The organism is Leisingera sp. ANG49, assembly GCF_059694505.1.
Window position 1 is genome coordinate 774,240 of the sequence record NZ_JCATZN010000001.1, and the last position, 25,769, is coordinate 800,008.

A 25,769-nucleotide genomic window follows, 5' to 3' on the forward strand; every position below is an offset into this window, starting at 1 on the left:
CAATCAATTGCTGCGGCCTCTTGCAGGATTTTCCCGGGAAATCCTACACATCCCGCGAATTCCGCATCTGAAGGCACACAGCCCATCACCAAACCGCGAGCAGGGTTCGCCCGGGTCAATCCGATGATCTACTCTACATTACTGGAACACGGAAACCGCGCACAGTTCAGAAAAGAGATTGGAATCCCATGACGCATGACATTTTCGGCCAAGACAGCAGCCTGACTGACGCAGCCGCGCTGCAGGATTGGAACGCCGTGCAACTGGGAGTTCTGGCCCACGCCGCCGCAACCGCCGACCACCTCGGCGCGGTGCTGAAAGCGGCACCGGAGTTCGCCCTGGCGCATGCGATCAAGGGGCTGTCGCTGCTGATGCTTGGCCGCTCCGAGCTGCTGCCCACCGCCCGCGAAGCACTGCGCGACGCCAAGGCGGTATCTGAAGGTGCTCTGCCCCGCGAACGCAAATATGTCGATGCACTGGAAAACTGGCTGGCCGGCCGTCCCAGCTTGGCGATCCAGCGGATGGAAGAGGTGCTGGACGTCTTCCCGCAGGACACCCTGGCAATGAAGCTCAGCCACGGCATCCGTTTCATCATGGGCGACCCCGCTGGCATGCGCGCCTCGATCGAGCGGGTGCTGCCGTCCTACGATCCGGACCACGCGGGCCGCGGCTACCTCTTGGGCTGCCACTCCTTCTCGCTGGAGGAAACCGGCGAATACGAACGCGCCGCCAATGCCGGCCGCCAGGCGCTGTGGATGGCCCCGGACGATGCCTGGGGGCTGCACGCGGTTGCCCACGTCCACGACATGACCGGCAATGCAGCGGCAGGGCTGGAATGGCTGGAAGGCCGCGAGAACGCCTGGTCCCACTGCAACAACTTCCGTTACCACGTCTGGTGGCACAAGGCGCTGATGCACCTCGATCTGGGCCAGATAGAGGAGGCGGTTGCGCTCTATGACACCGAGGTCCGCAAGGACAAGACCGACGACTACCGCGACATCTCAAACGCCACCTCGCTGCTGATGCGGCTGGAGCTGGAAGGCGTCAACGTGGGCTCCCGCTGGGAGGAACTGGCGAATCTCTGCGCCAACCGGACCGAGGATGGAAGCCTGATTTTCGCCGATTTGCACTACCTCCTGGCCCTCACCGGCCACCGCAAGGAGGAAGCGCACAAGCTGGTACAGCGGATTCACGCCGATGCCAGCGCCGGCGGCAGCGAGGCCAAGGAGCGGATGGCGGCCCCCGGCTGCGCCGCTGCCGACGGGCTGGAGGCCTTCGGAGACGGTAATTACAAGGTCGCATTCGCTAATTTATCCACAGCCCGCGCCACGATGCAGCTCGTCGGCGGCAGCCACGCGCAACGCGATGTTTTCGAACGGATAACCATAGACGCCGGCCTGCGTGCAGGACAGCTTGACGAAGTCGAAGCAATACTGGATGACCGCTGCGTCAAGCGCGGCGGCACAGAGGACAATTACGCCCTGGCCCGCCGCGCTCTGATCGCCGAAGGCCGGAACTCCCCCGACGCCGCAAGCGTTCCCGCCGAATAAGACCCTTCAAGGACCAAAACCACCAATGTCCAGCGTTGCGCCCTTCCCCGGGCCTCAGAAAGATCCCAGTGCTGCCAACCGCGCAGCTCCGCCGCCGCAGACGGCACAGCCGCGTGTGCGCGACCCGCGGCTCGACTTCTACCGCGGCATCGCGATGTTCATCATTCTGGTGGCGCATATCCCCGGCAACCGCTGGGCCAGCTGGATCCCGGCCCGGTTCGGCTTTTCGGACGCAACCGAAATCTTCGTCTTCTGCTCCGGCATGGCCTCGGCCATCGCCTTTGGCAGCTCCTATGCCCGCCAGGGCTGGTGGCTCGGCACCGCCCGCGTGGTGTTCCGCTGTTGGCAGGTCTACTGGGCCCACATCGGCCTATTCTTCTTCCTCGCCGCCTCGATGGCGCTGCTCGACCTCTACGGCGGCTTCGACAAGAGCTACATCGGCTCATTGAACCTGCACTGGTTCTTCACCAACACGGTGCAGCAGCTGACCGGGCTGTTCACCCTCACCTATGTGCCGAACTACTTTGACATCCTGCCGATGTACTTGGTCGTTCTGCTGCTGATGCCGCTGATGATGGGGCTGGAAAAGGCGGGTCTGTGGACCGTGGCCGCCGCCAGCATCCTAATCTGGCTCACCGCCAACCCCTACATGATCGGCCTCGGCCCGGACGGCATCTCCTTCATGGCGGAACCTTGGTCAGACCGCGAATGGTTCTTCAACCCGCTCGGCTGGCAGCTGTTGTTTTTCACCGGTTTTGCCTTCATGAAAGGCTGGCTGCCTGCACCGCCGGTTTCCAAGGCTCTGGTGGTTCTGGCAGCCGCCTTCGTGATCCTGTCGGCCCCATTCGGCTCCTGGAAGGTGTTCCTGTGGGTGGAAGCTGCGAACAAGGACCTTGCCAGCCTGATCCGCCCCACCTGGGAGATCACTGCCGAATGGCGCGAGAAGACCGACTTCGGCCTGCTCCGCTATGCTCACTTCCTGTCGCTGGCCTATCTGGGCTGGGTGGCGGCAGGCGAAGGCGGCAAGCGGCTCATCGCCTCCGGCCATTCGCTGGCGGCGCGCACTTGGTCGGTGCTGTTGAAACTCATCACCAAGGTCGGACAGCAGTCGCTTGCGGTGTTTGTTTTCTCGATGGCGCTGGCCCGGTTCATCGGCTTTGCGCTTGACCAGACCGACCGCGCGGTTATGACCACGGCATTCGCCAACCTGGTTGGCTTTTTCCTAATCATTGTCTGCGCTTACACCGCAGCCTGGTTCAAGTCGCAACCTTGGAGAGCCAAGCGATGAGCACTTTGACCCGCCGTTCCTTCATGGCTGCCGCATTGGGCAGCACCGCTCTGGCGGCCCTGCCTGGCTGGGCCAGCGAGGCCATGCCCTTCACCCGCGACGTGGTGGTCGAAAAGGCCCGCGCCCTGGCAGCCGAGGATTATGCCGAACGCCCGACGGTGCCGCAGGACTGGCTCGACCAGTCCTACGACGACTACAAGGCGCGCTGGTTCCGCACCAAGGACGCGCTGTGGTCCGGCACCGGCCGCAGCTACAACGTCGATTTCTTCCTGCCGGGCCTCTATTTCCCGCGCGCCATCCAGATCAATACCGTGACGGACGGACTAGCGAACCGAGTTCCCTTCGATCTGTCGCTGTTCGACAAGAACGAAAAGGCGCCGGACCTGACCACCGAAGGTCATCTGGGCTATTCCGGCTTGCGTTTGCGCACCGATCTGGACGACCCAACCAAAAAGACCGAGTTCTGCGTCTTCCAGGGCGCTAGCTATTTCCGCGCCATCGGCATCGGCAACGCCTACGGCCTGTCGGCCCGCGGCTTGGCGCTGAAAACCGCCGACCCCGAAGGCGAGGAATTCCCCGAGTTCATCGAATTCTGGCTGGAGGCCCCGGCCCCCGGCCAGCGCCATATGGTGGTGCATGCTCTGATGGATTCCCCCTCTGTCACCGGCGCCTACCGGTTCACCGTTACCCCTGGCAGCAGCGCGGTGATGGATGTGGAGGCAACCCTGTTTGCCCGCGAGGAGCTGAGCCACGCAGGCCTTGCGCCGCTCACTTCGATGTTCCTGTTCGACGCCACCAACCGCAACCGCTTCGACGACTTCCGCCCGGCGGTGCACGACAGCGATGGCCTCCTGGTGCTGAACGGCAATGGTGAAACCCTGTGGCGGCCGCTGGCCAACCCCACGCGGCTGCAGGTTTCGTCCTTCCTGGATGAAAACCCCCGCGGTTTCGGCCTGATGCAGCGGTCGCGTAAATTGTCGGATTTCAACGACCTCGAGGCCTTCTACCACAGCCGCCCCTGCCTGTGGGTCGAACCCAAGGAGGACTGGGGCAAGGGCGCCGTGACCCTGGTGGAAATCCCCGCCGACAAGGAAATCTACGACAACATCGTCGCCTACTGGCGCCCGCGCGAGCCATACGCCGCCGGAGCTGAGATCAGCCTCAACTACCGCCTCACCTGGGGCGAGGAGCCGGTGCTACCGATGCCGCGGGTGATCGACACCGCCGAGGGCGCCCGGATCTTCGGTGGGCCGGGCCGGATCGTCACCATCGACTTTGACGCCCACCCCCTGTTCGAAGACGGGCCGGAGGCCCTTGACGTGCACATCCACTCTCCCCATGTGGCGACCAGCGAGGGCGTGCTGCAGCGCAACCCTGAAACCGGCGGCCTGCGGCTCGCCTTTTACTTCGATCCTGGCGAGCAGGATCACGTTGAACTTCGCGCCCAGCTCAGGAAAGACGGCAGCCCCGCCTCCGAAGTCTGGCTTTACAGGTGGACCGCATGAACGCATGTGATCTGATGCCCCCGGAACAGCCCCTGGCGATGCCGGAACAGGATTTCAGCAAGGACTTCAGGGACGCAGCCGCCCCCGGCGACGCCGCGCCCCGCCAAGTGGCGCTGTGGCGCCTGCTGGCTTTTTCACCGGCGATGGCTGCCACCGGCGTCCTCACCTGGGTGATGGGCGGCTGGTTCACCGACGGCGGTTTCTCGGTGCTGGAAATGATCTTGCTGGCGCTGATTGCCTTCAACTTCTTCTGGATCGCCTTCACCGTCTCCACCGTGCTCCTGGGCCTTTACGGCCTGTCGCGCCGCGAAAAGACCCTAGGCCGCGGCGCTGCCCGCCCGATGAAGGTGGCGCTCCTGATGCCGGTCTACAACGAGGTACCCTGGTATGTGCTGGGCAACGCCCAGACCATGCTGCAGGAGCTTCACGGCCGCGGCGGCCTGCATGAATACGCGATGTTCATCCTGTCGGACACCCGCGACGATGCGATTGCCGAACAGGAACGCGCCAGCGTCGAGGCGCTGCGCACCATGCTGCCGGAGGGCACTGAGCTCTACTACCGCCGCCGCGCCGACAACGAGGGCCGCAAGGTCGGCAATATCTCCGACTGGGTGCGCCGCTGGGGTGCGGACTACGAGGCGATGCTGGTGCTGGACGCCGACAGCCTGATGACCGGCCGCGCCATTGCCCGCCTCGCCGATGCGCTGTCACGCGACCCAGGCGCCGGCCTGATCCAGAGCTACCCGCAATTGATCGGTGCCCAGTCGGTCTTTGGCCGCATGCAGCAGTTTGCCAACGGCGTCTACGGTCTGGCGCTGGCAGAGGGACTGGCCCGCTGGGCCGGGCACGAGGGCAACTACTGGGGCCACAACGCCATCATCCGCACCCGCGCTTTTGCCGCCTGCGCCGGCCTGCCGCTGCTGCGCTCGCGCTTCGGCGGCGGCGAGAAGCTGATCATGAGCCATGATTTCGTCGAGGCAGGCCTGTTGCGCCGGGCCGGCTGGTCGGTGCGCTTCCTGCCCCGCATCCGCGGCTCCTACGAGGAAACGCCCGCCACCCTGATCGACCACATCCTGCGCGACCGCCGCTGGTGCCAGGGCAACCTGCAGCACCTCAACCTGCTGCACGCCAAGGGCTTCCGCGCAATCTCCCGCTTTCACCTGTTTGCAGGCGCGATCGGCTACCTGATGGCGCCGGTCTGGTTTGCGCTTCTGGTCCTCTGGGCCGTGATCGGCCGCAGCGAGGAAGCCTCGGTGATCAGCTACTTCAGCGAAGCAAACCCCTTCCGCCCCAGCTGGCCGGACATGTCCGAGCCCAAGCACGTGCTGGTGATCATCCTGATCTACGCCATGCTGCTGGCGCCCAAGATGCTGGCCGCCTCGGCGCTGCCGCTGACCGGCAGCCGCTTCTCCGAATACGGCGGCCCGGTGCATTTCGCTCTGTCCTTCGTCTCTGAGGTGGTGCTGGCCATCCTCTATGCGCCGATCCTGATGGTGCAGCAGATGATCGCTGTGTTCCGCACCGCCCTCGGCCTGCAGCGCGGCTGGGCGCCCCAGGCGCGTGACGGCGGCAGCTATTCCCTGCGCACGCTGATCACCTGCCACGCGCTGGAAACTGTCAGCGGCGTTGCCCTGTGGGCTGGCATCCTGACCGGCACCGTGTCGCTGTGGCTGGCGCCCATCGCTCTGTCGCTGATACTGGCGGTACCGCTGTCGGCGCTGTCCGGCGTCAAGACGGTGAACCGCATCCGCCACTGGATGGCCACGCGGGAGGAGTTCACCGAACCCCAGATCACCCGCGCTGCCCGCGCCGCCCGCGCCGAGCTGAAGGCGCTGCTGGACGGCAGCTCCGCCCGCGGCACCCCGGCGGAATAAACCCGGAACCGGAGAGGAACACTCCCGCGCCCGCAGGATGCCCCGGCTGCGCCGGACCACCCCTGGCGGCCTTGGGCCCGGCGCCGCGCTGACGTGCAGCGCGGCCCGCGGCAAAGACAACCGCAGCGCGCCCACCAAGGGCGCGCTGCCCGGCCCAACGTTTTGCCGGAAATCTTTGATTCACGGTCCAAAGGGGCGGGAGCCAGCCGCCCGGATCTGACGCAGCGGCTGCGTCAGCGCACCGCCGGCTGATCCTCGAACCAATCTGCCATCAGCCCGGCCCAGCCCTTGGGCACCTTATGGCCGCCGTCAAACAGCACCAGCTCAATATCTGCATCCGGCCCGCAGTCCCAGCGGCGGCGCAGCAGACCATTGGTGCTCGACGCCCTGTCCGGCGCATGGGAGGCACAGCCGTTGGCCTCCCGCCAGGCCTCCAGCGCGGCAAAGACATCGCCCTGCTCAAACCGGCCGCCGCTCAGGACGCGCCCCTCCAGCGGCACCACCTCATCGCGCCAGCCATGCACTTGCAACAGCCGCACCGGCCCGGCGCAGCGCTCCGGCTGCGGCCGCCAGAAAGCGCCCGAGACCGGCGCGTAAGCCGCAAAGCCTGCCGGATCGCGGCAGGCCAGATAATGCACCATGAAGGCGCCGGCCGAGAACCCGGCCAGCACCGTTTGCGACCTCGAGGTACCGAACCGCTCCGCCGCATCCGCCAGCACTTCTGAAAAGAAGGCGCCTTCATCGCGGCCTCCCGTGAACGGGCCGAAGCCCCAGGACTGCGGGCCGCTGCCGTCCCGCCGCAACCCCTCAGGCGCGATCACCGCATAGCCGCGCTGCGTCAGCCCCTCCACCAGGGACCGGTTGGCCAGCACGCTGCTGCCGCTGCCGCCGTAGCCGTGCAGGAACATCACCACCGGTACGGCGGTTTCAGCCTCTGAGGGTTCCGGCAAGACAATTCGATACGCGCCATCCTCCACTCTGCAGATGCCCTCCGCCCCGCCGCAGCCCGCAACGGCTGCCGTGCCCCAGGCCGAAGCCAGAACGGCGGCAGCGGCCGCGCTTCTCAGCCGCCGCGTCATCCCTTCCACCGGGCCACCGGCAGGTTACCCGCGATCCAGCCGGGGCCTGCAGCAGAGCCCAGCATCCCCTCCGGCACGTCGATAACATTGGTATATCCCGCCTCTGCCAGCGCCAGCGTCATCCGCGCAGACCGCACGCCGCGGGCGCAGATCAGCGCTACCGGCGCCGAGGGGTCCGGCCCGGCCGCCGCCTGCAGTGCCTCGATGAAATCCGCGCGCCGCATATCGATCTGATGGCTGCCCACGGGAACGCCCGACGCGCGCCATTCCTGCGGCGTGCGGATATCCACCAGGGTGATCTCGCCGGCCCGCGCTTGGGCATAGGCTTCTGCCGCCGTCAGCCGCGGGTGTTCGTGGTCCGGCGGCTGGCGGCGCTGCCACCAGTAGCCAAAGCCCGCCGCCGCCGCAGCGCCGCCCAGCAGCATCAGACGCCGCGTGAGCTTCGGGTTTCCTGCTTCTGCCCCAGCCATCATTCCTCCGCCGCCGCTTTTGCCCCTCCGGTCTAGCAGGCCCGGGCCTGCCAATCACCAGAAACAGGCCGAATCCGCTGGTCAAGTTCTTGTTATTGCGCGTCTGCTGCCCAATTATGCCCGTAACGAGCGTATTCACTCTGCCATTGGCTGCGGCATTACCGCCGCAATCAGGGCGGCGGGGGTGGTTCTGCGCAGGAATTTTGCGTAGCACTGGCCTAAAAACGACGCGCCAACCCGACAGGAGACTTGCACGTGTCCCTTTTCCTGATTGCGGCCCTGCCTTTTCTCGGAGCCGTCTTTCCCGCGTTATTGATCCGCGCCGGACGCAACGCAGCAGCCTCTGCTGCCGGGCTGACCACGCTGCTCGCCTTCATCGGGCTGATGCTGCACATCCCTGCCGTGTTCCACGGCAAAACCGTCTATGCCGCCGTCGACTGGCTGCCCGCGCTCGGCCTCAACGCGCATTTCTTCCTTGACGGTTTGGGCTTCCTGTTTGCGGCAATGATCCTCGGCATCGGCCTCCTGATTATCCTCTACGCCCGCTACTACCTGTCACGCGAAGACCCGATGGGCCAGTTCTTCAGCTACCTGCTGCTGTTCCAGGGGGCGATGGTCGGGATCGTTCTTTCGGACAACATCCTGCTTCTGCTGGTGTTCTGGGAGCTCACCTCGCTCAGCTCCTTCCTGCTGATCGGCTATTGGAAGCATCTGCCCGAGGGCCGCCAGGGCGCGCGGATGGCACTGACCGTGACCGGCTCCGGCGGGCTGGCGATGATTGCCGGCATGCTGCTGCTGGGCCATATCGCGGGCTCCTATGACCTCAGCGTGATCCTGCAGAACAAGGACGCGATTCAGGCTTCGCCGCTCTACCTGCCCGCGCTGATCCTGATCCTGCTTGGCGCCTTCACCAAGTCGGCGCAGTTTCCCTTCCACTTCTGGCTGCCGCACGCGATGGCGGCGCCGACGCCGGTTTCGGCCTACCTGCACTCCGCCACGATGGTGAAGGCCGGGCTGTTCCTGATGGCGAGGCTGTGGCCGGTGCTGGCCGGCACGCCGGAGTGGTTCTATATCGTCGCCACCACCGGCCTGGTGACCATGCTGGTCGGCGCGGTGATTGCGCTGTTCAAGGATGACCTCAAGGCGCTTCTGGCCTTCTCCACTGTCAGCCACCTGGGCCTAATCACCATGCTTTTGGGCTTCGGCACCAAATTCGCCGCGGTGGCGGCGGTCTTCCACATCATCAACCATGCGACCTTCAAGGCGGCGCTGTTCATGTCTGCAGGCATTATCGACCACGAGGCCGGCAGCCGCGACATCAAGCGCCTGGGCGGCTTGCGCCACCTGATGCCCGTTACCTTCACCATCGGCACGATGGCGGCGCTGTCGATGGCCGGCATCCCGCCCCTAAACGGTTTCCTGTCCAAGGAAATGATGCTGGAGGAAACCACCCACACGATCTGGAACGGCTCGCATCTGATCGTGCCCGCGCTGGTCACAGCAGCGGCGGTATTCTCGGCGGCCTATTCTTTCCGCTTCATCGCCCATGTCTTCCTCGGCCCCAAGCGCGAGGACTACCCCGGCCACCCGCATGACCCCAATACCGGCATGTGGATCGGCCCCGCCTTCCTGGTTGTGCTGGTGGTGCTGATCGGCCTCGCCTCGGCCAAGATTGCCGGCCCGCTGGTCGCCACCGCCGCAAGCGCGGTGATCGGCGGCGGGGAACTGCCCTATCACTCGCTCAAGCTCTGGCACGGGCTGACCCCGGCGCTCTACATGTCGGTGTTTGCCACCATCGGCGGTCTGGCCCTGCTGGCGCTGCATAGGCCCCTGCAGCGGGCCTGGAACGCAATGCCGCGGCCAGAAGCCAAGACCATCTTCGAGGGCCTGATCGGCGCCTTCACCCGCCTCAGCCAGTTGGTGACCGACGGGCTGCACAACGGCGTCCTGACGCGTTACGCGGCGATCATGGTCACCTTCACCGTGGCAATCGGCTACTTCGCCTACCGGGGCGGCACCTTGGGCGCCGAAACCCGCCAGATGCAGGACCCGGGTGCGCTGCCCATTGTCGGCTGGTTCGCCCTGGTGGTGGCAACCCTGTTCATTGTCGCCAAGCACCGCAACCGTTTGGTGTCGCTGGTGCTGATCGGCGTGGTCGGCCTGGTGGTCTCGATGTCGTTCAACTATCTCTCGGCCCCCGACCTGGCGCTGACCCAGATCTCGGTCGAGGTGGTGACCATCATCCTGCTGCTGCTGGCGCTGAATTTCATGCCCAAGGAAACCCCGGTCGAAACCCCGGCCCTCACCCGCCTGCGCGACGGCGCGATCTCGGTGGTGGCGGGCCTGGGCGCGGGCGGGCTGATCTATGCGCTGCTGATGCGCGACTTCGCCTTCCCGACGATTTCGGACTTCCACCTCGCCAATTCCTACAAGGGCGGCGGCGGCACCAATGTGGTGAACGTGATCCTGGTCGACTTCCGCGGCTATGACACCTTCGGCGAGATCATCGTTCTGGGCATCGCCGCCATGGTGATCTTTGCCCTGACTGAGGCAGTTCTGGGCTCCAAGGTCCGTGCCTACCTGCTGAACCGCGAGCCGGACCTGCCGCAGGCAGGCGACGCCCACCCGCTGATGATGGTGGTGGCGACACGGGTGATGATGCCGCTGGCGCTGATGGTCGCGGCCTATATCTTCTTCCGCGGCCACAACCTGCCGGGCGGCGGCTTCATCGCCGGGCTGGTCGCGGCCATCGCCATCATCATGCAGTACATGGCCTCCGGCTTTGCCTGGGCAACCGAGCGGCAGCGCTACCCGTATCATGCCATCATCGGCTCCGGCGTGCTGATTGCCGCTGCCACCGGCATGGGCGCCTGGTTCAACGGGATGCCGTTCCTGACCAGCGACTTCGGCTACATCCACTGGCCGCCGCTGGAGGAGTTCGAATGGGCCACCGCCGCGCTCTTTGACCTCGGCGTCTTCCTGGCCGTCGTCGGCGCCGTGCTGCTGGCGCTGGAAAGCCTGTCGCGCTTTGCCTGGCAGCCGGGGATAAGCACGGAACACGCAATGGACATCAACCCGGCACGCGACGAAGCGGCCAAGACCGGGACGGAGGGATAAGCATGGAACTTCTCGTTGCCTCGGCCGTGGGCATTCTGACGGCGGCCGGCGTTTATCTGATCCTGCGCCGCCGCAGCTTTCCGGTGATCCTGGGCCTGTCACTGCTGACCTACGCGGTCAACGTGTTCCTGTTCGCCACCGGCAGGCTGGTCACCGGCGCGCCGCCTATCCTCAATAAGTACGAGGAGGTCGCCTATACCGACCCGCTGCCGCAGGCGCTGGTGCTGACCGCCATCGTGATCTCCTTCGGCATGACCGCTGTGGTGGTGATGATCGCGCTGGGGGCTTACCTTTCGTCCCGCGATGACAGCACCGCCATGCCGGCTGAGCCCGAAGGCGCCGGGGAGGACGCATGATGGAGCATATTCTGATCGCGCCGGTGGTGCTGCCGGCCCTTGTTGCACCCTTCATCATCATGGTGCTGCGCCACCATCTGGACCTGCAGCGGATCTTCTCGCTGGCCAGCGCCGTGCTGCTGGCCGGAGTTACCCTGGCGCTGGCGGCACAGGCCGCCGATGGCACCGTCAAGGTCTATGAACTGGGCGACTGGCCCGCACCCTTCGGCATCGTGCTGGTGCTGGACCGGCTGTCGGCGATGATGATCGTGCTGACCTCGCTCTTGGCGCTGCCGGTGCTGCTCTATGCCATCGGCTCCGGCTGGGACACCCGCGGCAGCAACTTCCACGCGCTGTTCCAGTTCCAGCTGATGGGCATCATGGGCGCTTTCCTGACCGGCGACGCCTTCAACCTGTTCGTCTTCTTCGAGGTGCTGCTGATCGCCTCCTATGGCTTGATGATCCACTCCGGCGGCACCCGGCGGTTCCAGGCCGGCGTGCAGTATGTGGTGTTCAACCTCCTCGGCTCCACCCTGTTCCTGTTTGCCCTCGGCACGCTCTATGCGGTGACCGGCACCCTCAACATGGCCGACCTCGCCGTGAAGGTTGCCCAGATCCCGGCAGAGGACACCGCCCTGCTGCGCGTCGGCGCGGTGATGCTCTTGCTGGTCTTTGCCATCAAGGCGTCGCTGCTGCCGCTGCACTTCTGGCTGCCTTCGGCCTATGCCAACGCGCCGATGCCGGTGGCGGCGCTTTTTGCCATCATGACCAAGGTCGGCGCCTATTCGATCCTGCGCATCTACACGCTGGTCTTCGGCCCCGAGGTCGAGGCCACCGCAGGTCTCACCGAAAGCTGGCTGCTGCCCGCCGCTCTCGTGACCCTTGGCGCCGGCGCCATCGGCGTGCTGGGCTCCAAGAAGCTGGGCCGCCTGGCCGCCTTCGGCGCCATCGCCTCCATGGGCACGCTGCTGATCGCGATTTCCCTGTTCACCCAGACCGCCGCTGCCGCCGCCCTTTACTACCTGGTGCATTCCACCCTCGCGGCGGCGCTGCTGTTCCTGGTCGCCGACCTGGTGATGGAGCGTCAGGGCCAGTGGATCCTGCCGCAGCTGCCGATGCCGCAGACCGGGCTGATCTCGGCGCTGTTCTTCGCCGCCGCCATCGCGCTGGCGGGCATGCCGCCGCTGTCGGGTTTCCTGGGCAAGCTCCTGGTGCTGGACGCCACCCGCGGCGCCGATCTGGCGCCCTGGATCTGGGGCGTGATCCTGCTGGGTTCGCTGATCACCATCATCGGCATGGCCCGTGCAGGTTCGCTGCTGTTCTGGAAGGGCCACGGCCTGCCGCCGGAGGACACTGACACCAGCGCAGAACCGCCCGTTGGCACCCTGCCCGCCAGACCGGCGCAGCTGCCCTTCGTGGCCTGCTTCGGCCTCCTTGGCGGTCTGGTGGCGCTCACCGTCTTTGCGGGCCCCGCCACCCGCTATGCCGAGGCAACGGCGGCGCAGCTCTATGCGCCTGCGGCCTATATCGACACCGTGCTTGGGAGGACCGCAGAATGAAACTGATCCGGCGGCTGTTTCCGCACCCCCTTCTGACGCTTCTGCTGACCCTCACCTGGCTCCTGATGGTGAACCGCTGGTCGCTCAACTCGCTGGTCTTCGGCTTCATGCTGGGGGTGGTGATCCCCTTCGTGACGCAGCCCTTCTGGCCCAACCGCCCCAACCTGCGCCGCCCGCTGAAGATCGCGGAGTACATTCTGGTGGTGCTGATGGACATCATCCAGGCCAACATCATCGTCGCCCGCATCGTCCTGTTCAAACCCAACGCCGACCGCCGCCCCAACTGGATCACCATCCCGCTGGAGCTGAAAACGCCGGAAGCGATCACCGCCCTTGCAGGCACCATCACCATGACCCCCGGCACCCTGTCGGCGGACGTCTCGGACGAGGGCCACGCCCTGCTGGTTCACTGCCTGGATGCCCCCAACCCCGACGCGGTGCGGGATGAGATCAAACAGCGCTACGAGCGCCGGCTGATGGAGATTTTCGAATGATCGAAAGCGCTGCAACCTTCGCCTTTGCCTGCTTTGCGCTCGCCATGCTGATGAACCTCTGGAAGGTCGTCACCGCCCCCGATGTGGCCGACCGCATCCTGGCGCTCGACACCATGTTCATCAACGCCATCGCGCTGATGGTGCTCTACGGCATGGCGCTGGGAACCGAGATCTTCTTCGAGGCCGCGATGATCATCGCCATGCTCGGCTTTGTCTCCACCGTGGCCTACGCGCGCTTCATCCTGCGCGGCAACATCATCGAGTGAGGGAGAGCCATGGAAAACCTGTTTGAACTCCTCGTTGCCGCCTTCCTGGTAACCGCCGGGATCTTCGGCATTGTCGGCTCCTTCGGGCTGATCAAGCTGAACGACCCGATGTCGCGGCTGCATGCGCCGACCAAGGCCACCACCCTCGGCGTCGGCGGCGTACTGCTGGCCTCGATGCTTCACGCCGCAGCGTTTGAGAAGTATTTCTCCTACCACGAGCTGATGATCACCCTGTTCCTGTTCCTCACCGCGCCGATCACCGCGAATTTCATTGCCAAGGTGCACATCCACCGGCAGGAGACCCGCGACACCATGCCAGAGGCCGGCGGCGACGATCACTGGGCCACCCATGACACGCCCGAGGACGAGGAACGCCGCCACGCGTCCCACACCCCGCCCGCCAAAGAGTAAGCGCGCCCCAGCCAGGAAGGCCTGACCCGTGATCGACACCTCCCGCTTGCCGCTGACCCGCGATCTGGTGCTGGTGGGCGGCGGTCACACCCACGCGCTGGTGCTGCGCAAATGGGGGATGAAGCCCCTGCCCGGCGCCCGGCTGACGGTGATCAACCCCGGACCCTCTGCACCCTATTCCGGCATGCTGCCGGGTTTCGTGGCCGGCCACTACGCGCGCGAGGAACTGGACATCGACCTGGTCCGCCTCGCCCGTTTTGCCGGCGCCCGCGTGGTGCTGGGCGCGGCAGAGCATATCGACACCGCGGCCCGGCTGGTGCATGTGCCGGGCCGCCCGCCGGTTGCTTATGACGTGGCTTCCATCGACATCGGCATCACCTCCGCCATGCCGGACCTGCCGGGCTTTGCCCGCCACGGCATCCCGGCCAAGCCGCTGGGCCGTTTCGCCGCCCGATGGGCCGCCTTCCGCGAAGGGGACGGCCCCGCCCATGTCGCCGTGATCGGCGGCGGCGTCGCCGGGGTGGAGCTGATCCTCGCCATGGCCTATGCCCTCAGATCCCTCGGCCGCCTGGCCCAGGCCACGCTGATCGACAGCGACGAAGCCCTGCGCGCCATCGGCCAAACAGCCCGGCACAAACTGCGCCGCGCCCTGGTTGAACAAGGCGTGCGGCTGGAGGAAAACGCCGGGATCGAACGCATCGAGGACGGCTACATTGTGCTGCAGGAGGGGCGCGAGATCCTGTCGGATTTCACCACCGGCGCCGCCGGCGCCCGCCCCTACGGCTGGCTCTCGGACAGCGGCCTGGACCTGAACGACGGGTTCATCGGGGTCAGCGAAACCCTGCAAAGCTCTGATCTGCAGGTCTTTGCCGCAGGCGACTGCGCCCATATGGACTTCGCCCCGCGCCCCAAGGCCGGCGTCTACGCCGTCCGCCAGGCACCAGTGCTCTACCACAACCTGCGCGCCTTGATGACCGGCGATCCCTTGCGCAAGTACCGTCCGCAGAAGGATTACCTGAAGCTGATCTCCATGGGCTCCAAGGAGGCCCTCGGCGAACGCTTCGGCACCACCCTTGCAGGCCCGCTGATGTGGAGCTGGAAGGACCGCATCGACCAGGCCTTCATGGAGAAATTCCGCGACCTGCCCGCGTTGGAGGCCCCGCCGCTGCCGGCCGAACACACGCTGGAGATGGAGAAGGCGCTGGGCGACAAGCCCATGTGCGGCGGTTGCGGCGCCAAGGTGGGGCGCGATGCGCTGTTCGGAACGCTTGCCGGTCTTGGGACTACGAACCGGGACGACATCGCCCCGCTGCCCGGCGACGATGCCGCGCTGCTGACCACCGGCGGCGTCAAGCAGGTGATCAGCACCGACCACCTGCGCAGCTTCACCAACGACCCGGTTGTTATGACCCGCATCGCCGCCGTGCACGCGCTCGGCGACATCTGGGCGATGGGGGCAGAGCCGCAGGCGGCCACCGCAAACCTGATCCTGCCGCGCATGTCGCCCGCGCTGCAGACCCGCACCTTGCAGGAAATCATGGGCGCCGCCTCGGACGTCATGCAAGAAGCCGGCGCCGCCATCATCGGCGGCCACACCTCGCTCGGCGATGAACTGACGGTGGGCTTCACCGTCACCGGGCTCTGTCCCCGCCCCGCAATCACCGTTGCGGGTGCCAAACCGGGCGATGCGCTGATCCTGACCAAGCCTCTCGGCTCCGGCGTGCTGATGGCCGCCGAGATGGCCGGCGAAGCCAAAGGCGAATGGGTCGCGGCGGCGCTAGAGCAAATGAGCCAGCCTCAAGGTGCTGCCGCCCGTATCCTGCAGGACGCCCATGCAATGACCGACGTGACCGGCTTCGGCCTTCTCGGCCATCTTCTGGGCATCTGCGAGGCATCCCGCGCGGGCGCAGAGCTGTTCACCGGCCAGATCCCCCTGATGCAGGGCGCCGCCGAGCTGGCAGACCGCGGCATCCGCTCCTCGCTGTTCCCCGCCAACCAGGCTGCGCTGCCGGAACTGAAAACCTCCGGCTGGCAGGACCTGCTGTTCGATCCGCAAACCGCGGGCGGCCTCTTGGCAGCCGTCGCCGCTGATCAGGCCGACGAGTTGCTGGATCAGCTGCGCGCTGCCGGGTATCCGGCGGCCCTTGTCGGCAAAGTTACAGAAAGTTCCGGGGCGATCACCCTCAGCGCCTGACCCGCTGCGCGCCAGCGCAGCGCCGCGCCCAACGGGAGCGGGGCATCACTGATGCCCCGGCGACGGGCGGGAGAGCCCCAGTCAGAGACCGGACATGACCGCCGCCACCTGCGCGGCGGTGGCATCCAGTCCCGCTTCATCCAGCGCTTCAGCCTCGACCGTGGCGGCGACCTCGGCCCCGATCGCGGCCCGCGACTTGCGGTAGGCGGGGTCGTAATGGTCCACCATCAGCGCTTCGGTCAGAGCAGCCTTGTCCCCCGCCTCGATGCTTGCGAACCAGCCGTCAACCACCGCGCCGGAGCGGTGGGCGCGCAAGGGGCCCAGCTTCTCCCGCAGCCGCTCCGCGTCCGACAGGATATCGTCGTAGGCCTCCACCAGATAGCGGCAGCGCGCCGCCACCGGCACCTGCAATTCGATCCGGGGGGCGTGCTTCATTGCATCCCAGACCGAAGGCGGAATGATCCGCTGGCCGATCTTGCTGGACTCCGCCTCCACCAGCACCGGGCGGGCCGGATCCAGCCGCATCAGCGCACCGGCCACAGCGGATTCGAACCCCTTCTGCGAGGGCTGCGGCGTCGGCATGTCCCCCAGCAGCGAGCCGCGGTGATTGGCCAGCCCTTCCAGATCCAGCACCTGCACGCCCAGCTTTCCTGCGCGTTTCAGCACCTCAGTCTTGGCTGACCCGGTATAGCCGTCCAGCGCCACCAGATGGTGCGGCAGCGCGGACTGATACAGCGCCGCGTTGACCAGGCGGCGGTAGGTCTGGTAGCCGCCCTCGACCACCTCGGCGCGCCAGCCGATCTGCTGCAGCATCCAGGTGAAGGACCCGGACCGCTGGCCGCCGCGCCAGCAGTAGACCAGCGGTTTCCAGCCGCCTTCATGGTGGCTCAGGCTCTGCTCGATGTGGTTGGCGGCGTTGCGGAACACCAGCGCCGCGCCCAGCTTGCGCGCCTTGAAGGGGCTGTCCTGCACATAAATGGTGCCGACCTCAGCCCGCTCCTCGTTGTCCAGCACCGGCAGGCTGATCGCGCCCGGCACATGGTCTTCGGCATATTCCGCCGGGCTGCGCACGTCGATCACGGTGTCGAACCCGTGCGCGTAGAACTCTTGCAAGGAGGTGAATTTCAGCGCCATGCGCCAGACTTACCGCGCCCCATGCGCAAGGAAAAGCTGCAATTGCCGCGGCCGCGGCGATAAGTCTTGCGCGTACTGCGCACGGGGCGGTATGGCAATCCTTGCAATCAGACCTGCCCGGATGAAGCACCGGGGCGCCCGACCGCCAAGGACCAGTAGGCCATGAAAACCGACCCGTTGGACATTCACTCCCTGCCCGGCCACCTGATCCGGCGGCTGCACCAGATTTCCGTGGCCCAGTTCATGGACCGCATGGCGGCAGAAGGCGTCGACCTCACCCCGGTGCAGTTTTCCGCCATGGCCGCCATCCACCGCCATCCCGGCATCGACCAGGCCTCGGTTGCGGGCCTCATCGCCTATGACCGCGCCACCCTGGGCAAGGTGGTGGACCGGCTGGTGGACAAGGGGCTGGTAGAGCGCCGCGTGTCCAAGGCCGACCGCCGCGCCCGTGAGGTCAGCCTGACACGGGATGGCGAAGCACTGCTTGACCGCATCCTGCCCATTGTGCACGCCTCTCAGCCCGGCATCCTCACAGGGCTTACCAAGGCAGAGCAGGAGACCTTCGTGGCGCTGCTGAAAAAGGCGACGCTTGCCGGCAACGACCTCAGCCGCGCGCCGCAGCGCGACCTGCCCGCCCGCCACGCCGCCGAGTGACCCTCAGATCAGCTGCCCCGCGCGGGGTATCCTCTTCCCCGAAAGGCTCGATCAGCTCCGGCCCCTCTGCGCGGTTGGAGTTCACCGCCGGATCAACCCGGTGGAAGTCCAGTACACCCTCCGCCCCCGGCTGCATCAGCCTGGCGGCACCATGGCCTTCCTCGCCCAACCATTTGCCCCAGTCCTCCGGCTCCAGGATCAGCGGCATCCGGTGGTGGATGGCCGAGAGCCCCTCGTTGGCGGCAGTGGTGACAATGGCGCAGGTCTTGACCGGATCGTCCACGCCCCAGCTTCGCCAGACGGCAGCAAAGGCAATGGGAGCGCCGTCGCTGCGGCGGATGTACCAGGGCAGCCGGGCGCCGTCCTCCGACTTGGTCCATTCATAGAACCCGCTGGCCGGGATCAGGCAGCGCCGCTCGCGGCAGGATTTGGCAAAGGCGGGCTTCTCCGCAATCGTCTCCGCCCGCGCGTTGATCAACAGCGGCCCGGCGGTTTCGCTCTTGTACCAATGCGGCAGGAAGCCCCAGCGCATCGGCACCAGCTGACGCCCCGCCTCCCCCGCCTGCACAACATGCACCGGATTGGTCGGGCAGACGTTGAAGTTCGGCACCGCCGGAAGATCGTTCGCGGGCTGCGCTGCAAACAGCTGTGCCATTGCATCACTGGGCAGGGTTATGGCAAATCGTCCGCACATGCTGATTTCTAACCCGGGCCGCGGCGCACATGCAAAGCCTCCCTGGCCCACTGCTTTTCAGCCGCCCTGACAGGATGATAGATAGGCCTCATGACTCTTCAGAATGATCTCCAGTCCGCCTTGGGCTTTCTCAACCAGGGCAAGTTCAAACAGGCGTTGAAACAGTCCAAGGGCGGCATGAAGCGGCACAAGAGCCACCCGGATTTCCCCAATATCGCCGGCATCTCCCTGTCGGGACTGGGCAAGCACCGCGATGCCGTGCCCTATTTCAAGAAGGCGCTGGCGCTGGCGCCCGGCTTTCACGATGCCCGCAAGAACCTGGCGCAGACGCTGTTGTTCATGCAGCAGGGCGAACCGGCGATGAAGCTGCTGGAACGGGTGCTGAAGGACCAGCCAGGCGATCAGGCCGCGCTCTACCTGCAGGCGCAGGCCCATCTGGTGATGAACGCGCCCGAGGCCGCGATCGAAACCGCCACCGCGGCACTGGCCCGCGATCCGCGCCAGCCGCGGATGCTGCGGCTGCGCGCCACCGCCTGGAACACGCTCGGCGATGAGAAGGCGACGCTGGCGGATTACCAGGCCGCACTCAAGGTGAACCCCAATGACGCCGACGCACTGCAGAACGCCAGCCTGCTGCTGGCCCGCCTTATGCGGCAAGAGGAAGCCACCGAGGCCGCGCAGAAGGCCGTCGCCGTGGCCCCCCAGAACGTGGAGGCCCGCCGCCGCCTGGCCAGCCAGCTGATCTCCAACGGCGAAAGCGGCGCCGCCCGCGAGCAGTGCCTGGCGCTGCTGGAGCTGGATCCCAAGGACACCCAGGTGCTGGAGATGCTGGCCCGCATCAGCAGCCGCGACCAGAACGCAGAGCTGCTGCCCATCGCGCAGAAGGCGCTGAAGAACGCCGCCCCCCGCTCGCTGGACCGCGCTAACGTCAGCTTTGCCCTTGCCCGGATCGCTGATCAGGCGGGCGACAAGGACGCCTTCGCTGCCCTCAATGACGAGGCGAACGCCTGTATGGCCGCGCAGACCCCCTATGACTACGAGGGCAGCGAGCGCCAGTTCAGCCGCATCATGGCCGCCTTCCCGGATCAGATCGCCCCGGCAGAAACCGCACCCGAAGGCCCGCGCCCTATCTATGTGGTTGGGATGCCGCGCTCCGGCACCACCCTGACCGAAACCGTGATCGGCCTGCACCCGGATGTGTTCCCGCTGGGCGAGCGCGGCGTGCCGGCCTTCCTGCTGCATCCCTATCTGGACACGGATCAGGGTTTCACGCCCGCGGCCGCCCGCGATTTCACGGTGGAGGACATCAGCCGCCTGCCGGACATGCCCGAGGGAACCGCGGCCTATGTCGACAAAATGCCCGACAACTACCGCCTCTTGGGCCACCTTGCGACTGCCTACCCGGATGCACGCTTTGTTCATCTTTGCCGCGACCCGCGCGACGTGGCGCTGTCGATCTGGCGCGGCTATTTCTCGGGCAGCTCGCTCACATATGCCTACGACCTCAAGGCGATGGCGCACCGTTTCAACCTTTATGGCCGGCTGATGCAGCACTGGCGTCAGGTGATGCCGGGCCGGATCTATGACCTGCGCTATGAAAGCTTCGTTGCCGATATCGAGGGCGAAAGCCGCAAGCTGGCGGAGTTCTGCGGCCTTACTTGGGTCGAGGACATGGCCCACCCGGAACGCCACAAAGGCCAGGTCCTGACGCTGTCGAACACGCAAGTCAGGCAGACGGCGCACACGCGCTCAATCGGCAAATGGGAGAAATACGCCGACGTTCTGGCGCCGTTCATCGACGGCCTGGACCCGGAAATCTGGCCAGAAATCAAGGGATAACAGGGCCTATTTCGTGTAGGCCTTGCGTGCGATCTCGATCCGCGCATCCATCATCGACATCTCTTTCAGGATCTCCTGCCGGCGGCTGCGGTCGCCGGCCTCGCGCAGCTCCGCCCGCAGGCGCTGCAGTTCCCGCGACAGGCTGACGAACTCCGGCACCCCGCCGCTCTCGCGCACCAGCCGGTTGACCAGCGCGTTCTCCGGGTCGTCGCAGTCCGGCAGCGGCTTGCCTGCGCCCGCCAGATTATCAAAGGCACCGTCCTTTTCGGCGGCTTCGATGCGGGCATTGATGAGGTCGATCAGCGGGTGGCCCATGTCCGTATTCTGCCACGCGCGCCGGCCGTGGGAAAGCCCCCGCCAGCCCGTTAACGAACAGCCGGCGAAGGTTAAGGATGGCTAAAGATAATGCGGCAGCCCTCCTGCCCGAATGTTTCGCGCGCGAAACATTGGGTCCGGTCCGGACCTATATGCTGCTGCCTATTTCACCTGCGAAATCCGCCCGTCGGTGTAGGGCGTATAGGGGCCCTGCGCCGCCAGATACTCCGCCAGCACATCGGCCAGGTCGGGGCCGAAATCATAAGCGTTCTTGTCGTCACCCTCGAACATCGCATAACCGTCGCCGCCGTTGCGGACATAGTCATTGGTGACCACCGCATAGGTCTTGGCCGGATCAATCGGCACAAACCCATCGCCCTCTGCCACCAGCACCTCGGTGACACGGCCCGCATTCGGCGCAGCTGAACTGTCCCAGCTGAATTTCAGCCCCGCCACCTGCGGGAAGCGGCCCTTGACGTCCTCCACCTGGCTGACGCCGTTCTCCAGCGCTGCGATCAGCGTCTTGCCGTCAATCTGGAATGTCGACAGCGTGTTCTGGAACGGCAGGATTGTCAGCACCTCGCCCATGGTGACCGCGCCCGCGTCCAGGCTGGCGCGGATACCGCCGGAATTGGCAATGGCAATGGTCACGCCCTGATCCTTCACCCGGTCCAGCATTGCATCAGCCACCAGGTTGCCCATCGGACACTCCTGTACCCGGCAGACATCACGGCTGCCTTCGATGGGTTCTGCCGCCTCTGCCACGACCTTGTTGCGGATCTCATCCAGCGTCAGCGCCAGTTCCGCGATCCGGTCCAGCGTCGCCGCGTCCTCGCTGACAGCCGCATCCATGATCAGCGGCTCGCCGGTGGCGCTGACAACATTGCCCGCCTCGTCAAAGGTCACGGTCAGCTCGCCCAGGAACTTGCCATAGGCATAGGCCTGCACGATCTGCACCCCGTTCACCACCGTCGGATACGGCCCGGCAGCCTTCTCAGAGGTGTTGGAAAGATAGGTGTTGGAATGCCCGCCGACGATCACGTCCACGCCGGAGGTCTCTGCCGCCACCCGCTGGTCGACGCCGTAGCCGGAGTGGCTGAGCACCACGATCTTGTTCACGCCCTCGGCGGTCAGCCAGTCGACCTCTGCCTGCACCGCCGCCACGGGATCGGAGAAATGCACGTTCTTGCCGGGGCTTGCCAGCTCATGCGTATCCTCCGGCGTCAGGCCGATGAGGCCGATCTTTTCGCCGCCGCGCTCGATCACCGTGGATTTCTTCAGCACATCCGCCAGTGCCGGTTCCGCCGACACATCCGCATTGGACATCAGCACCGGAAAGCCCACCGCATCCATGAACCCGCGCAGAACCTCCGGCCCGTCGTCGAATTCATGATTGCCGACGGTCATCCCGTCATAGCCCAGCTGGTTCATGAACTCCGCCGCGGCCTTGCCCTTGTAATAGGAATAGAACAGCGAACCCTGGAACTGGTCGCCGCCATCCACCAGGATCGAGTTCTCCGCCCGTCCGTGAGCGTCCGCTATTGCCGTCACCAGCCGCGCGGTGCCGCCGAAACATTTGCCCTCAGCCTGATCTTCGGCGTCGCAGCTGCTGTCGTATTTGTTGATCGGCTCGAACCGCGAGTGGAAGTCGTTAGTATGCAGGATCGTCAGCCTGTACTCCGCCGCTGCGGCACCGGCGGCCAGGGCCAGGGCTGCAACCGAAGAAAGAAACTGTGCAATCATGAGGAGCGCTCCCGTGTTCTGTTTCGGGCAAGCCTGCGCCCAAAGCCCGCGCCGGTCAAAGGGGAAAAGCCGCAGCGCCGCCTCCCCTTGCGTCAGCTTTGCGCGCCCCGCCTGCCAATCCCCCTTGATTCATTTGGCGGTGCAGGGCATCAGGCGCTCATGCTGATTTACAAGATTTTCCGGGCGGACGAATGGACCGCACTGCAGGCCGCGGGCGAGACGCCGGGCGCGCCGATTGATGTTGCGGACGGCTATGTCCATTTCTCCACCGCAACCCAGGCGGCAGAGACCGCGGCCAAGCATTTTGCAGGCGCCGAGGGGCTGACCCTGCTGGCCTGCGATGCCGGTGCAATGGGCGATGACCTGAAGTGGGAAGTGTCCCGCGGCGGCGCCGAGTTCCCGCATCTCTACCGCAACATCCGGATGAGCGACGTGGTCTGGGCCAAGCCGCTGCCGCTGGTGGAGGGCACGCATCAGTTCCCGGAGGAAATGGCATGAAGCTGACCGAAAAGCTTGCCCTTGCCGCTATGCACCGGATCGACCCGGAGGCGGCGCACGGGCTGTCGGTGAAGGCACTGACGATGGGACTGGCCCCGGCCCCCGGCCCGGTCACCTCTACCCGGCTCAGGACCACGCTGGCCGGCATTGATCTGCCGAACCCGGTGGGGCTTGCCGCAGGTTATGACAAGAACGCCGAGGCGCTGGCGCCGCTGGCGAAATCCGGCTTTGGCTTCATCGAGGTGGGCGCGGCCACCCCGCGCCCGCAGCCCGGCAACCCCAAGCCGCGCCTGTTTCGCCTGACCGAGGACAAGGCGGCGATCAACCGCTTCGGCTTCAACAACGAGGGCATGGAGGCCATCGGCGCGCGTCTGGCGCAGCGGCCGCGCGATGCGGTCATCGGCCTGAACCTCGGCGCCAACAAGGACAGCGCGGACCGCGCCGCGGATTTCGCCAAGGTGCTGGCTTTTTGCGGCGCGCATCTGGATTTTGCCACCGTCAACGTCTCCTCCCCCAACACCGAGAAGCTGCGCGACCTGCAGGGCAAGGCGGCGCTGTCGGCGCTGCTGGCGGGTGTGATCGAAACCCGCGAGAGCCTCAGCCGCCGGGTGCCAGTGTTCCTGAAAATCGCGCCGGACCTGGACCGCGCAGGGATCGAGGACATTGCCGCCGTCGCGCTGGAGACCGGCATCGACGCGGTGATTGCCACCAACACCACCCTGTCGCGCGACGGGCTGCGCAGCGCCCACAAGAGCGAGGCCGGCGGGCTGTCCGGCGCGCCGCTGTTTGAGAAATCCACCCGGGTGCTGGCACAGCTGTCGGAGCTTCTGGATGGCAAGGTGCCGCTGGTCGGCGTCGGCGGCATCAGCACCGCAGAGCAGGCCTATGCCAAGATCTGCGCCGGTGCCAGCGCCGTACAGTTCTATACCGCGATGGTCTATGGCGGGCTGTCGCTGGCGGGCGACATTGCCCGCGGGCTGGACGCGCTGCTGGCACGCGACGGCTTTGACAACGCCGCGCAAGCGGTTGGAAGCAAACGGAAGAATTGGCTGTGATCACCTATTGGCATAACCCGCACTGCTCGAAATCCCGCGCAGGCCTGGCGCTGCTGGAAGAGCGCGGCGCGGAAGTTCAGCAGCGGCTGTACCTGCAGGACGCGCCCTCGCTTGAGGAAATCAAGGCGGTGCAGGCGACGCTTGGCCTTTCCGCGGTTGCGATGATGCGGACCGGCGAGAAGGTCTTCAAGGAGCTGGGCCTGAGCAAAGACAGCGCCGAGGAAGAGCTGCTGGCGGCAATGGCCGCGCATCCGATCCTGATCGAGCGCCCGATTGCCATCAAGGACGGCAAGGCGGTGATCGGCCGCCCGACCGAGACACTCGAAACGCTGCTGTAAGCCGCCGGGCGGGCGTTGCAGCCCGCCCGCCCCCTGTTTACGCGCCCACCTGCGCTTCCAGCCGCGGGTAGCGCAGGCCCAGCGTTACACCGCGGGCGATGTTCAGGACAATCAGCGCGGCCCACAGGCCATGATTGCCGAAGACCGGCACCAGAACCAGCAGCGCCGCAACATAGATGGCCACCGATTGCAGCATCGCCCATCGCATGTCGCGGGTCCAGGTGGCGCCGATGTAGATACCGTCGAACATGTAGCTGGCGACGCTCAGCACCGGCAATACCGCCGCCCAGACCAGGAACACTCGCCCGGCCTCGCGCACCTCGGGAGAGGTGGACATCAGGTCTATGAGCCAGGGGCCGCCCGCGGCAAAGGCGACGCCAAGCAGGACCGCACCGCCCACGCCCCATTGCGACGTGACCACCGACGCCCGGCGCACGCGGTCCCGCGCCTTGGCACCGACGGCACCGCCCACCAGTGCTTCGGCGGAAAACGCAAAGCCATCCAAAGCAAAGGCGGTGATCTCGACGAATTGCAGCAGGATCTGATTGGCGGCCAGGTTCACGTCGCCGATGCCGGATCCGATGAACAGGAAGGTGGTGAAGGAGCCCGTGAGCAGCACAGAGCGCACCATGATATCGCCGTTCACCTGCATCATCCGTTTGAGCCGCGCCGGATCAAACACCCGCGCCCAGTCGCGCCATTGATCGCCGGCAAAGGCATCGCGGCACAGGTAGAGCCCCAATGCCAGACCGGTCCATTCGGCAATCAGCGTGGCGATGGCGACGCCCTCCACGCCCCAGCCGAGGCCCAGCACGAACCACAAGTCCAGCACGATGTTAAGCCCGTTCATCCAGACCTGCAGCAGGAACACGCCGCGGGTGCGCTCCACCGCGATCAGCCAGCCGGTGACCGCATACAGCGCGATGGTGGCCGGTGCCCCCCAGATGCGGATTTCCAGGTAATCGCGGGCCAGGCTTTCGACCTCAGCACTGGCCGGCGCCAGCGCAAAGGCGCCCCAAAACACGGCACCCTGCGCAAGGATGAACACGACTCCCGCAGCAAAGGCCAGCAGCAGACCGCGCATCAGCAGGGCGCCGGTTTCGGCCCAATCCCCCGCCCCGCGGGCCTGTGCCGCTAGCCCGGTGGTGCCCATGCGCAGGAACCCGAAGATCCAGTAGATCGTCGCCAGGATGACCGCACCGATACCCACTGCGCCGATCGGCGCAGCCTCGCCCATCTGGCCGACCACACCGGTGTCCACGGCGCCCAGGATCGGCACCGTGGCGTTCGACAGCACAATCGGAAAAGCGATCCTGAGCACCCGGGCATGGGTGATTTCGGTGTCCGCGCTCGTCAT

General features: G+C 66.0%; 23 protein-coding genes. 16 read left to right on the top strand and 7 right to left on the bottom strand.

The annotated features are described in order from the left end of the window. The first annotated feature begins 188 nt into the window (after positions 1 to 188). Genes AC58NV_RS03845 through mdoH form a run of 4 tightly spaced genes read left to right on the top strand, consistent with a single transcriptional unit; the run spans position 189 to position 6,217 of the window. Positions 189 to 1,550, top strand: coding sequence for a tetratricopeptide repeat protein (locus AC58NV_RS03845; RefSeq protein ID WP_497225950.1), 1,362 nt, complete (start codon positions 189 to 191; stop codon positions 1,548 to 1,550). Between the two features lie 25 nt (positions 1,551 to 1,575). After that, entirely contained in the window at positions 1,576 to 2,838 is a 1,263-nt protein-coding gene (locus AC58NV_RS03850) for an OpgC family protein (RefSeq protein WP_497225951.1), read from the top strand. Beyond that, positions 2,835 to 4,343 carry an OpgD/OpgG family glucan biosynthesis protein gene (locus tag AC58NV_RS03855; RefSeq protein WP_497225952.1) on the top strand — a complete coding sequence of 503 codons (1,509 nt, stop codon included), beginning with the start codon at positions 2,835 to 2,837 and terminating at the stop codon, positions 4,341 to 4,343. Before AC58NV_RS03850 ends, AC58NV_RS03855 begins: the two co-directional genes overlap by 4 nt. Further along, positions 4,340 to 6,217 carry a glucans biosynthesis glucosyltransferase MdoH gene (gene mdoH / locus AC58NV_RS03860; RefSeq protein ID WP_497225953.1) on the top strand — a complete coding sequence of 626 codons (1,878 nt, stop codon included), beginning with the start codon at positions 4,340 to 4,342 and terminating at the stop codon, positions 6,215 to 6,217. The genes AC58NV_RS03855 and mdoH overlap by 4 nt, the downstream gene beginning before the upstream one ends. Positions 6,218 to 6,450: 233 nt before the next feature. On the opposite strand, the gene AC58NV_RS03865 is transcribed toward mdoH, so the two are convergent. Further along, on the bottom strand, positions 6,451 to 7,296 hold the full coding sequence (locus AC58NV_RS03865; RefSeq protein WP_497225954.1) for a CE1 family esterase: 846 nt from the start codon (positions 7,294 to 7,296) through the stop codon (positions 6,451 to 6,453). Beyond that, positions 7,293 to 7,766 carry a rhodanese-like domain-containing protein gene (locus AC58NV_RS03870; protein WP_497225955.1) on the bottom strand — a complete coding sequence of 158 codons (474 nt, stop codon included), beginning with the start codon at positions 7,764 to 7,766 and terminating at the stop codon, positions 7,293 to 7,295. The genes AC58NV_RS03865 and AC58NV_RS03870 overlap by 4 nt, the downstream gene beginning before the upstream one ends. A gap of 255 nt (positions 7,767 to 8,021) precedes the next feature. Between AC58NV_RS03870 and AC58NV_RS03875 the strand changes: the two genes are divergently transcribed. Genes AC58NV_RS03875 through selD form a run of 7 tightly spaced genes read left to right on the top strand, consistent with a single transcriptional unit; the run spans position 8,022 to position 16,142 of the window. Next, entirely contained in the window at positions 8,022 to 10,883 is a 2,862-nt protein-coding gene (locus tag AC58NV_RS03875; protein WP_497225956.1) for a monovalent cation/H+ antiporter subunit A, read from the top strand. A gap of 2 nt (positions 10,884 to 10,885) precedes the next feature. Further along, positions 10,886 to 11,239, top strand: coding sequence for a Na+/H+ antiporter subunit C (locus AC58NV_RS03880; protein ID WP_366661777.1), 354 nt, complete (start codon positions 10,886 to 10,888; stop codon positions 11,237 to 11,239). Next, positions 11,239 to 12,777: a monovalent cation/H+ antiporter subunit D gene (locus AC58NV_RS03885; RefSeq protein WP_497226389.1), complete on the top strand. Its 1,539-nt coding sequence runs from the start codon at positions 11,239 to 11,241 to the stop codon at positions 12,775 to 12,777. Before AC58NV_RS03880 ends, AC58NV_RS03885 begins: the two co-directional genes overlap by 1 nt. Next, on the top strand, positions 12,774 to 13,271 hold the full coding sequence (locus AC58NV_RS03890) for a Na+/H+ antiporter subunit E (RefSeq protein WP_366661778.1): 498 nt from the start codon (positions 12,774 to 12,776) through the stop codon (positions 13,269 to 13,271). Before AC58NV_RS03885 ends, AC58NV_RS03890 begins: the two co-directional genes overlap by 4 nt. Next, positions 13,268 to 13,537, top strand: coding sequence for a K+/H+ antiporter subunit F (locus AC58NV_RS03895; RefSeq protein WP_019295814.1), 270 nt, complete (start codon positions 13,268 to 13,270; stop codon positions 13,535 to 13,537). Before AC58NV_RS03890 ends, AC58NV_RS03895 begins: the two co-directional genes overlap by 4 nt. 9 nt (positions 13,538 to 13,546) lie before the next feature. Next, positions 13,547 to 13,948: a Na+/H+ antiporter subunit G gene (locus AC58NV_RS03900; RefSeq protein WP_497225957.1), complete on the top strand. Its 402-nt coding sequence runs from the start codon at positions 13,547 to 13,549 to the stop codon at positions 13,946 to 13,948. Between the two features lie 31 nt (positions 13,949 to 13,979). Continuing rightward, a complete protein-coding gene (gene selD, locus AC58NV_RS03905) occupies positions 13,980 to 16,142 on the top strand; it encodes a selenide, water dikinase SelD (protein ID WP_497226390.1) in 2,163 nt (720 codons plus the stop codon). A gap of 81 nt (positions 16,143 to 16,223) precedes the next feature. Here selD and mnmH read toward each other — a convergent pair whose 3' ends face one another. Then, positions 16,224 to 17,276 carry a tRNA 2-selenouridine(34) synthase MnmH gene (gene mnmH, locus AC58NV_RS03910; protein WP_497225958.1) on the bottom strand — a complete coding sequence of 351 codons (1,053 nt, stop codon included), beginning with the start codon at positions 17,274 to 17,276 and terminating at the stop codon, positions 16,224 to 16,226. Positions 17,277 to 17,438: 162 nt separating this feature from the next. Between mnmH and AC58NV_RS03915 the strand changes: the two genes are divergently transcribed. Next, the gene (locus AC58NV_RS03915; RefSeq protein WP_497225959.1) at positions 17,439 to 17,930 is read left to right on the top strand and encodes a MarR family winged helix-turn-helix transcriptional regulator; all 492 of its coding nucleotides are present in this window, start codon (positions 17,439 to 17,441) and stop codon (positions 17,928 to 17,930) included. Here the strand turns inward: AC58NV_RS03915 and AC58NV_RS03920 are convergent. After that, the gene (locus tag AC58NV_RS03920) at positions 17,881 to 18,624 is read right to left on the bottom strand and encodes an SOS response-associated peptidase (RefSeq protein ID WP_497225960.1); all 744 of its coding nucleotides are present in this window, start codon (positions 18,622 to 18,624) and stop codon (positions 17,881 to 17,883) included. The genes AC58NV_RS03915 and AC58NV_RS03920 overlap by 50 nt on opposite strands. A gap of 90 nt (positions 18,625 to 18,714) precedes the next feature. Here AC58NV_RS03920 and AC58NV_RS03925 point away from each other — a divergent pair, with 90 nt between their 5' ends. Continuing rightward, on the top strand, positions 18,715 to 20,463 hold the full coding sequence (locus AC58NV_RS03925; RefSeq protein WP_497225961.1) for a tetratricopeptide repeat-containing sulfotransferase family protein: 1,749 nt from the start codon (positions 18,715 to 18,717) through the stop codon (positions 20,461 to 20,463). A gap of 6 nt (positions 20,464 to 20,469) precedes the next feature. Here the strand turns inward: AC58NV_RS03925 and AC58NV_RS03930 are convergent, their stop codons facing one another. Together AC58NV_RS03930 and AC58NV_RS03935 are read right to left on the bottom strand one after the other, a co-directional pair. Further along, the gene (locus AC58NV_RS03930) at positions 20,470 to 20,778 is read right to left on the bottom strand and encodes a DnaJ family domain-containing protein (protein ID WP_497225962.1); all 309 of its coding nucleotides are present in this window, start codon (positions 20,776 to 20,778) and stop codon (positions 20,470 to 20,472) included. Between the two features lie 162 nt (positions 20,779 to 20,940). Continuing rightward, positions 20,941 to 22,521, bottom strand: a complete 1,581-nt coding sequence (locus tag AC58NV_RS03935; protein WP_497225963.1) for a bifunctional metallophosphatase/5'-nucleotidase — start codon at positions 22,519 to 22,521, stop codon at positions 20,941 to 20,943. Between the two features lie 159 nt (positions 22,522 to 22,680). On the opposite strand from AC58NV_RS03935, the gene AC58NV_RS03940 reads away from it, so the two are divergent. The 3 genes from AC58NV_RS03940 to arsC are packed head-to-tail and all read left to right on the top strand — an operon-like array spanning position 22,681 to position 24,412. After that, complete coding sequence (locus tag AC58NV_RS03940; RefSeq protein ID WP_497225964.1) at positions 22,681 to 23,019, top strand: DUF952 domain-containing protein; 339 nt, start codon at positions 22,681 to 22,683, stop codon at positions 23,017 to 23,019. Then, the gene (locus AC58NV_RS03945) at positions 23,016 to 24,074 is read left to right on the top strand and encodes a quinone-dependent dihydroorotate dehydrogenase (protein ID WP_497225965.1); all 1,059 of its coding nucleotides are present in this window, start codon (positions 23,016 to 23,018) and stop codon (positions 24,072 to 24,074) included. Before AC58NV_RS03940 ends, AC58NV_RS03945 begins: the two co-directional genes overlap by 4 nt. Further along, positions 24,071 to 24,412, top strand: a complete 342-nt coding sequence (gene arsC, locus AC58NV_RS03950) for an arsenate reductase (glutaredoxin) (RefSeq protein ID WP_497225966.1) — start codon at positions 24,071 to 24,073, stop codon at positions 24,410 to 24,412. The genes AC58NV_RS03945 and arsC overlap by 4 nt, the downstream gene beginning before the upstream one ends. A gap of 37 nt (positions 24,413 to 24,449) precedes the next feature. On the opposite strand, the gene AC58NV_RS03955 is transcribed toward arsC, so the two are convergent. Next, positions 24,450 to 25,769, bottom strand: coding sequence for an MATE family efflux transporter (locus AC58NV_RS03955; protein ID WP_497225967.1), 1,320 nt, complete (start codon positions 25,767 to 25,769; stop codon positions 24,450 to 24,452).

Excerpts from the sequence above, each read along its gene's own strand:
- AC58NV_RS03845 (WP_497225950.1), top strand. The coding sequence starts at position 189 with ATGACGCATGACATTTTCGGCCAAGACAGCAGCCTGACTGACGCAGCC.
- AC58NV_RS03850 (WP_497225951.1), top strand. The coding sequence starts at position 1,576 with ATGTCCAGCGTTGCGCCCTTCCCCGGGCCTCAGAAAGATCCCAGTGCT.
- AC58NV_RS03855 (WP_497225952.1), top strand. The coding sequence starts at position 2,835 with ATGAGCACTTTGACCCGCCGTTCCTTCATGGCTGCCGCATTGGGCAGC.
- mdoH (WP_497225953.1), top strand. The coding sequence starts at position 4,340 with ATGAACGCATGTGATCTGATGCCCCCGGAACAGCCCCTGGCGATGCCG.
- AC58NV_RS03865 (WP_497225954.1), bottom strand. The coding sequence starts at position 7,296 with ATGACGCGGCGGCTGAGAAGCGCGGCCGCTGCCGCCGTTCTGGCTTCG.
- AC58NV_RS03870 (WP_497225955.1), bottom strand. The coding sequence starts at position 7,766 with ATGGCTGGGGCAGAAGCAGGAAACCCGAAGCTCACGCGGCGTCTGATG.
- AC58NV_RS03880 (WP_366661777.1), top strand. The coding sequence starts at position 10,886 with ATGGAACTTCTCGTTGCCTCGGCCGTGGGCATTCTGACGGCGGCCGGC.
- AC58NV_RS03885 (WP_497226389.1), top strand. The coding sequence starts at position 11,239 with ATGGAGCATATTCTGATCGCGCCGGTGGTGCTGCCGGCCCTTGTTGCA.
- AC58NV_RS03890 (WP_366661778.1), top strand. The coding sequence starts at position 12,774 with ATGAAACTGATCCGGCGGCTGTTTCCGCACCCCCTTCTGACGCTTCTG.
- AC58NV_RS03895 (WP_019295814.1), top strand. The coding sequence starts at position 13,268 with ATGATCGAAAGCGCTGCAACCTTCGCCTTTGCCTGCTTTGCGCTCGCC.
- AC58NV_RS03900 (WP_497225957.1), top strand. The coding sequence starts at position 13,547 with ATGGAAAACCTGTTTGAACTCCTCGTTGCCGCCTTCCTGGTAACCGCC.
- mnmH (WP_497225958.1), bottom strand. The coding sequence starts at position 17,276 with ATGGCGCTGAAATTCACCTCCTTGCAAGAGTTCTACGCGCACGGGTTC.
- AC58NV_RS03915 (WP_497225959.1), top strand. The coding sequence starts at position 17,439 with ATGAAAACCGACCCGTTGGACATTCACTCCCTGCCCGGCCACCTGATC.
- AC58NV_RS03920 (WP_497225960.1), bottom strand. The coding sequence starts at position 18,624 with ATGTGCGGACGATTTGCCATAACCCTGCCCAGTGATGCAATGGCACAG.
- AC58NV_RS03925 (WP_497225961.1), top strand. The coding sequence starts at position 18,715 with ATGACTCTTCAGAATGATCTCCAGTCCGCCTTGGGCTTTCTCAACCAG.
- AC58NV_RS03930 (WP_497225962.1), bottom strand. The coding sequence starts at position 20,778 with ATGGGCCACCCGCTGATCGACCTCATCAATGCCCGCATCGAAGCCGCC.
- AC58NV_RS03935 (WP_497225963.1), bottom strand. The coding sequence starts at position 22,521 with ATGATTGCACAGTTTCTTTCTTCGGTTGCAGCCCTGGCCCTGGCCGCC.
- AC58NV_RS03940 (WP_497225964.1), top strand. The coding sequence starts at position 22,681 with ATGCTGATTTACAAGATTTTCCGGGCGGACGAATGGACCGCACTGCAG.
- AC58NV_RS03945 (WP_497225965.1), top strand. The coding sequence starts at position 23,016 with ATGAAGCTGACCGAAAAGCTTGCCCTTGCCGCTATGCACCGGATCGAC.
- AC58NV_RS03955 (WP_497225967.1), bottom strand. The coding sequence starts at position 25,769 with ATGACGAGCGCGGACACCGAAATCACCCATGCCCGGGTGCTCAGGATC.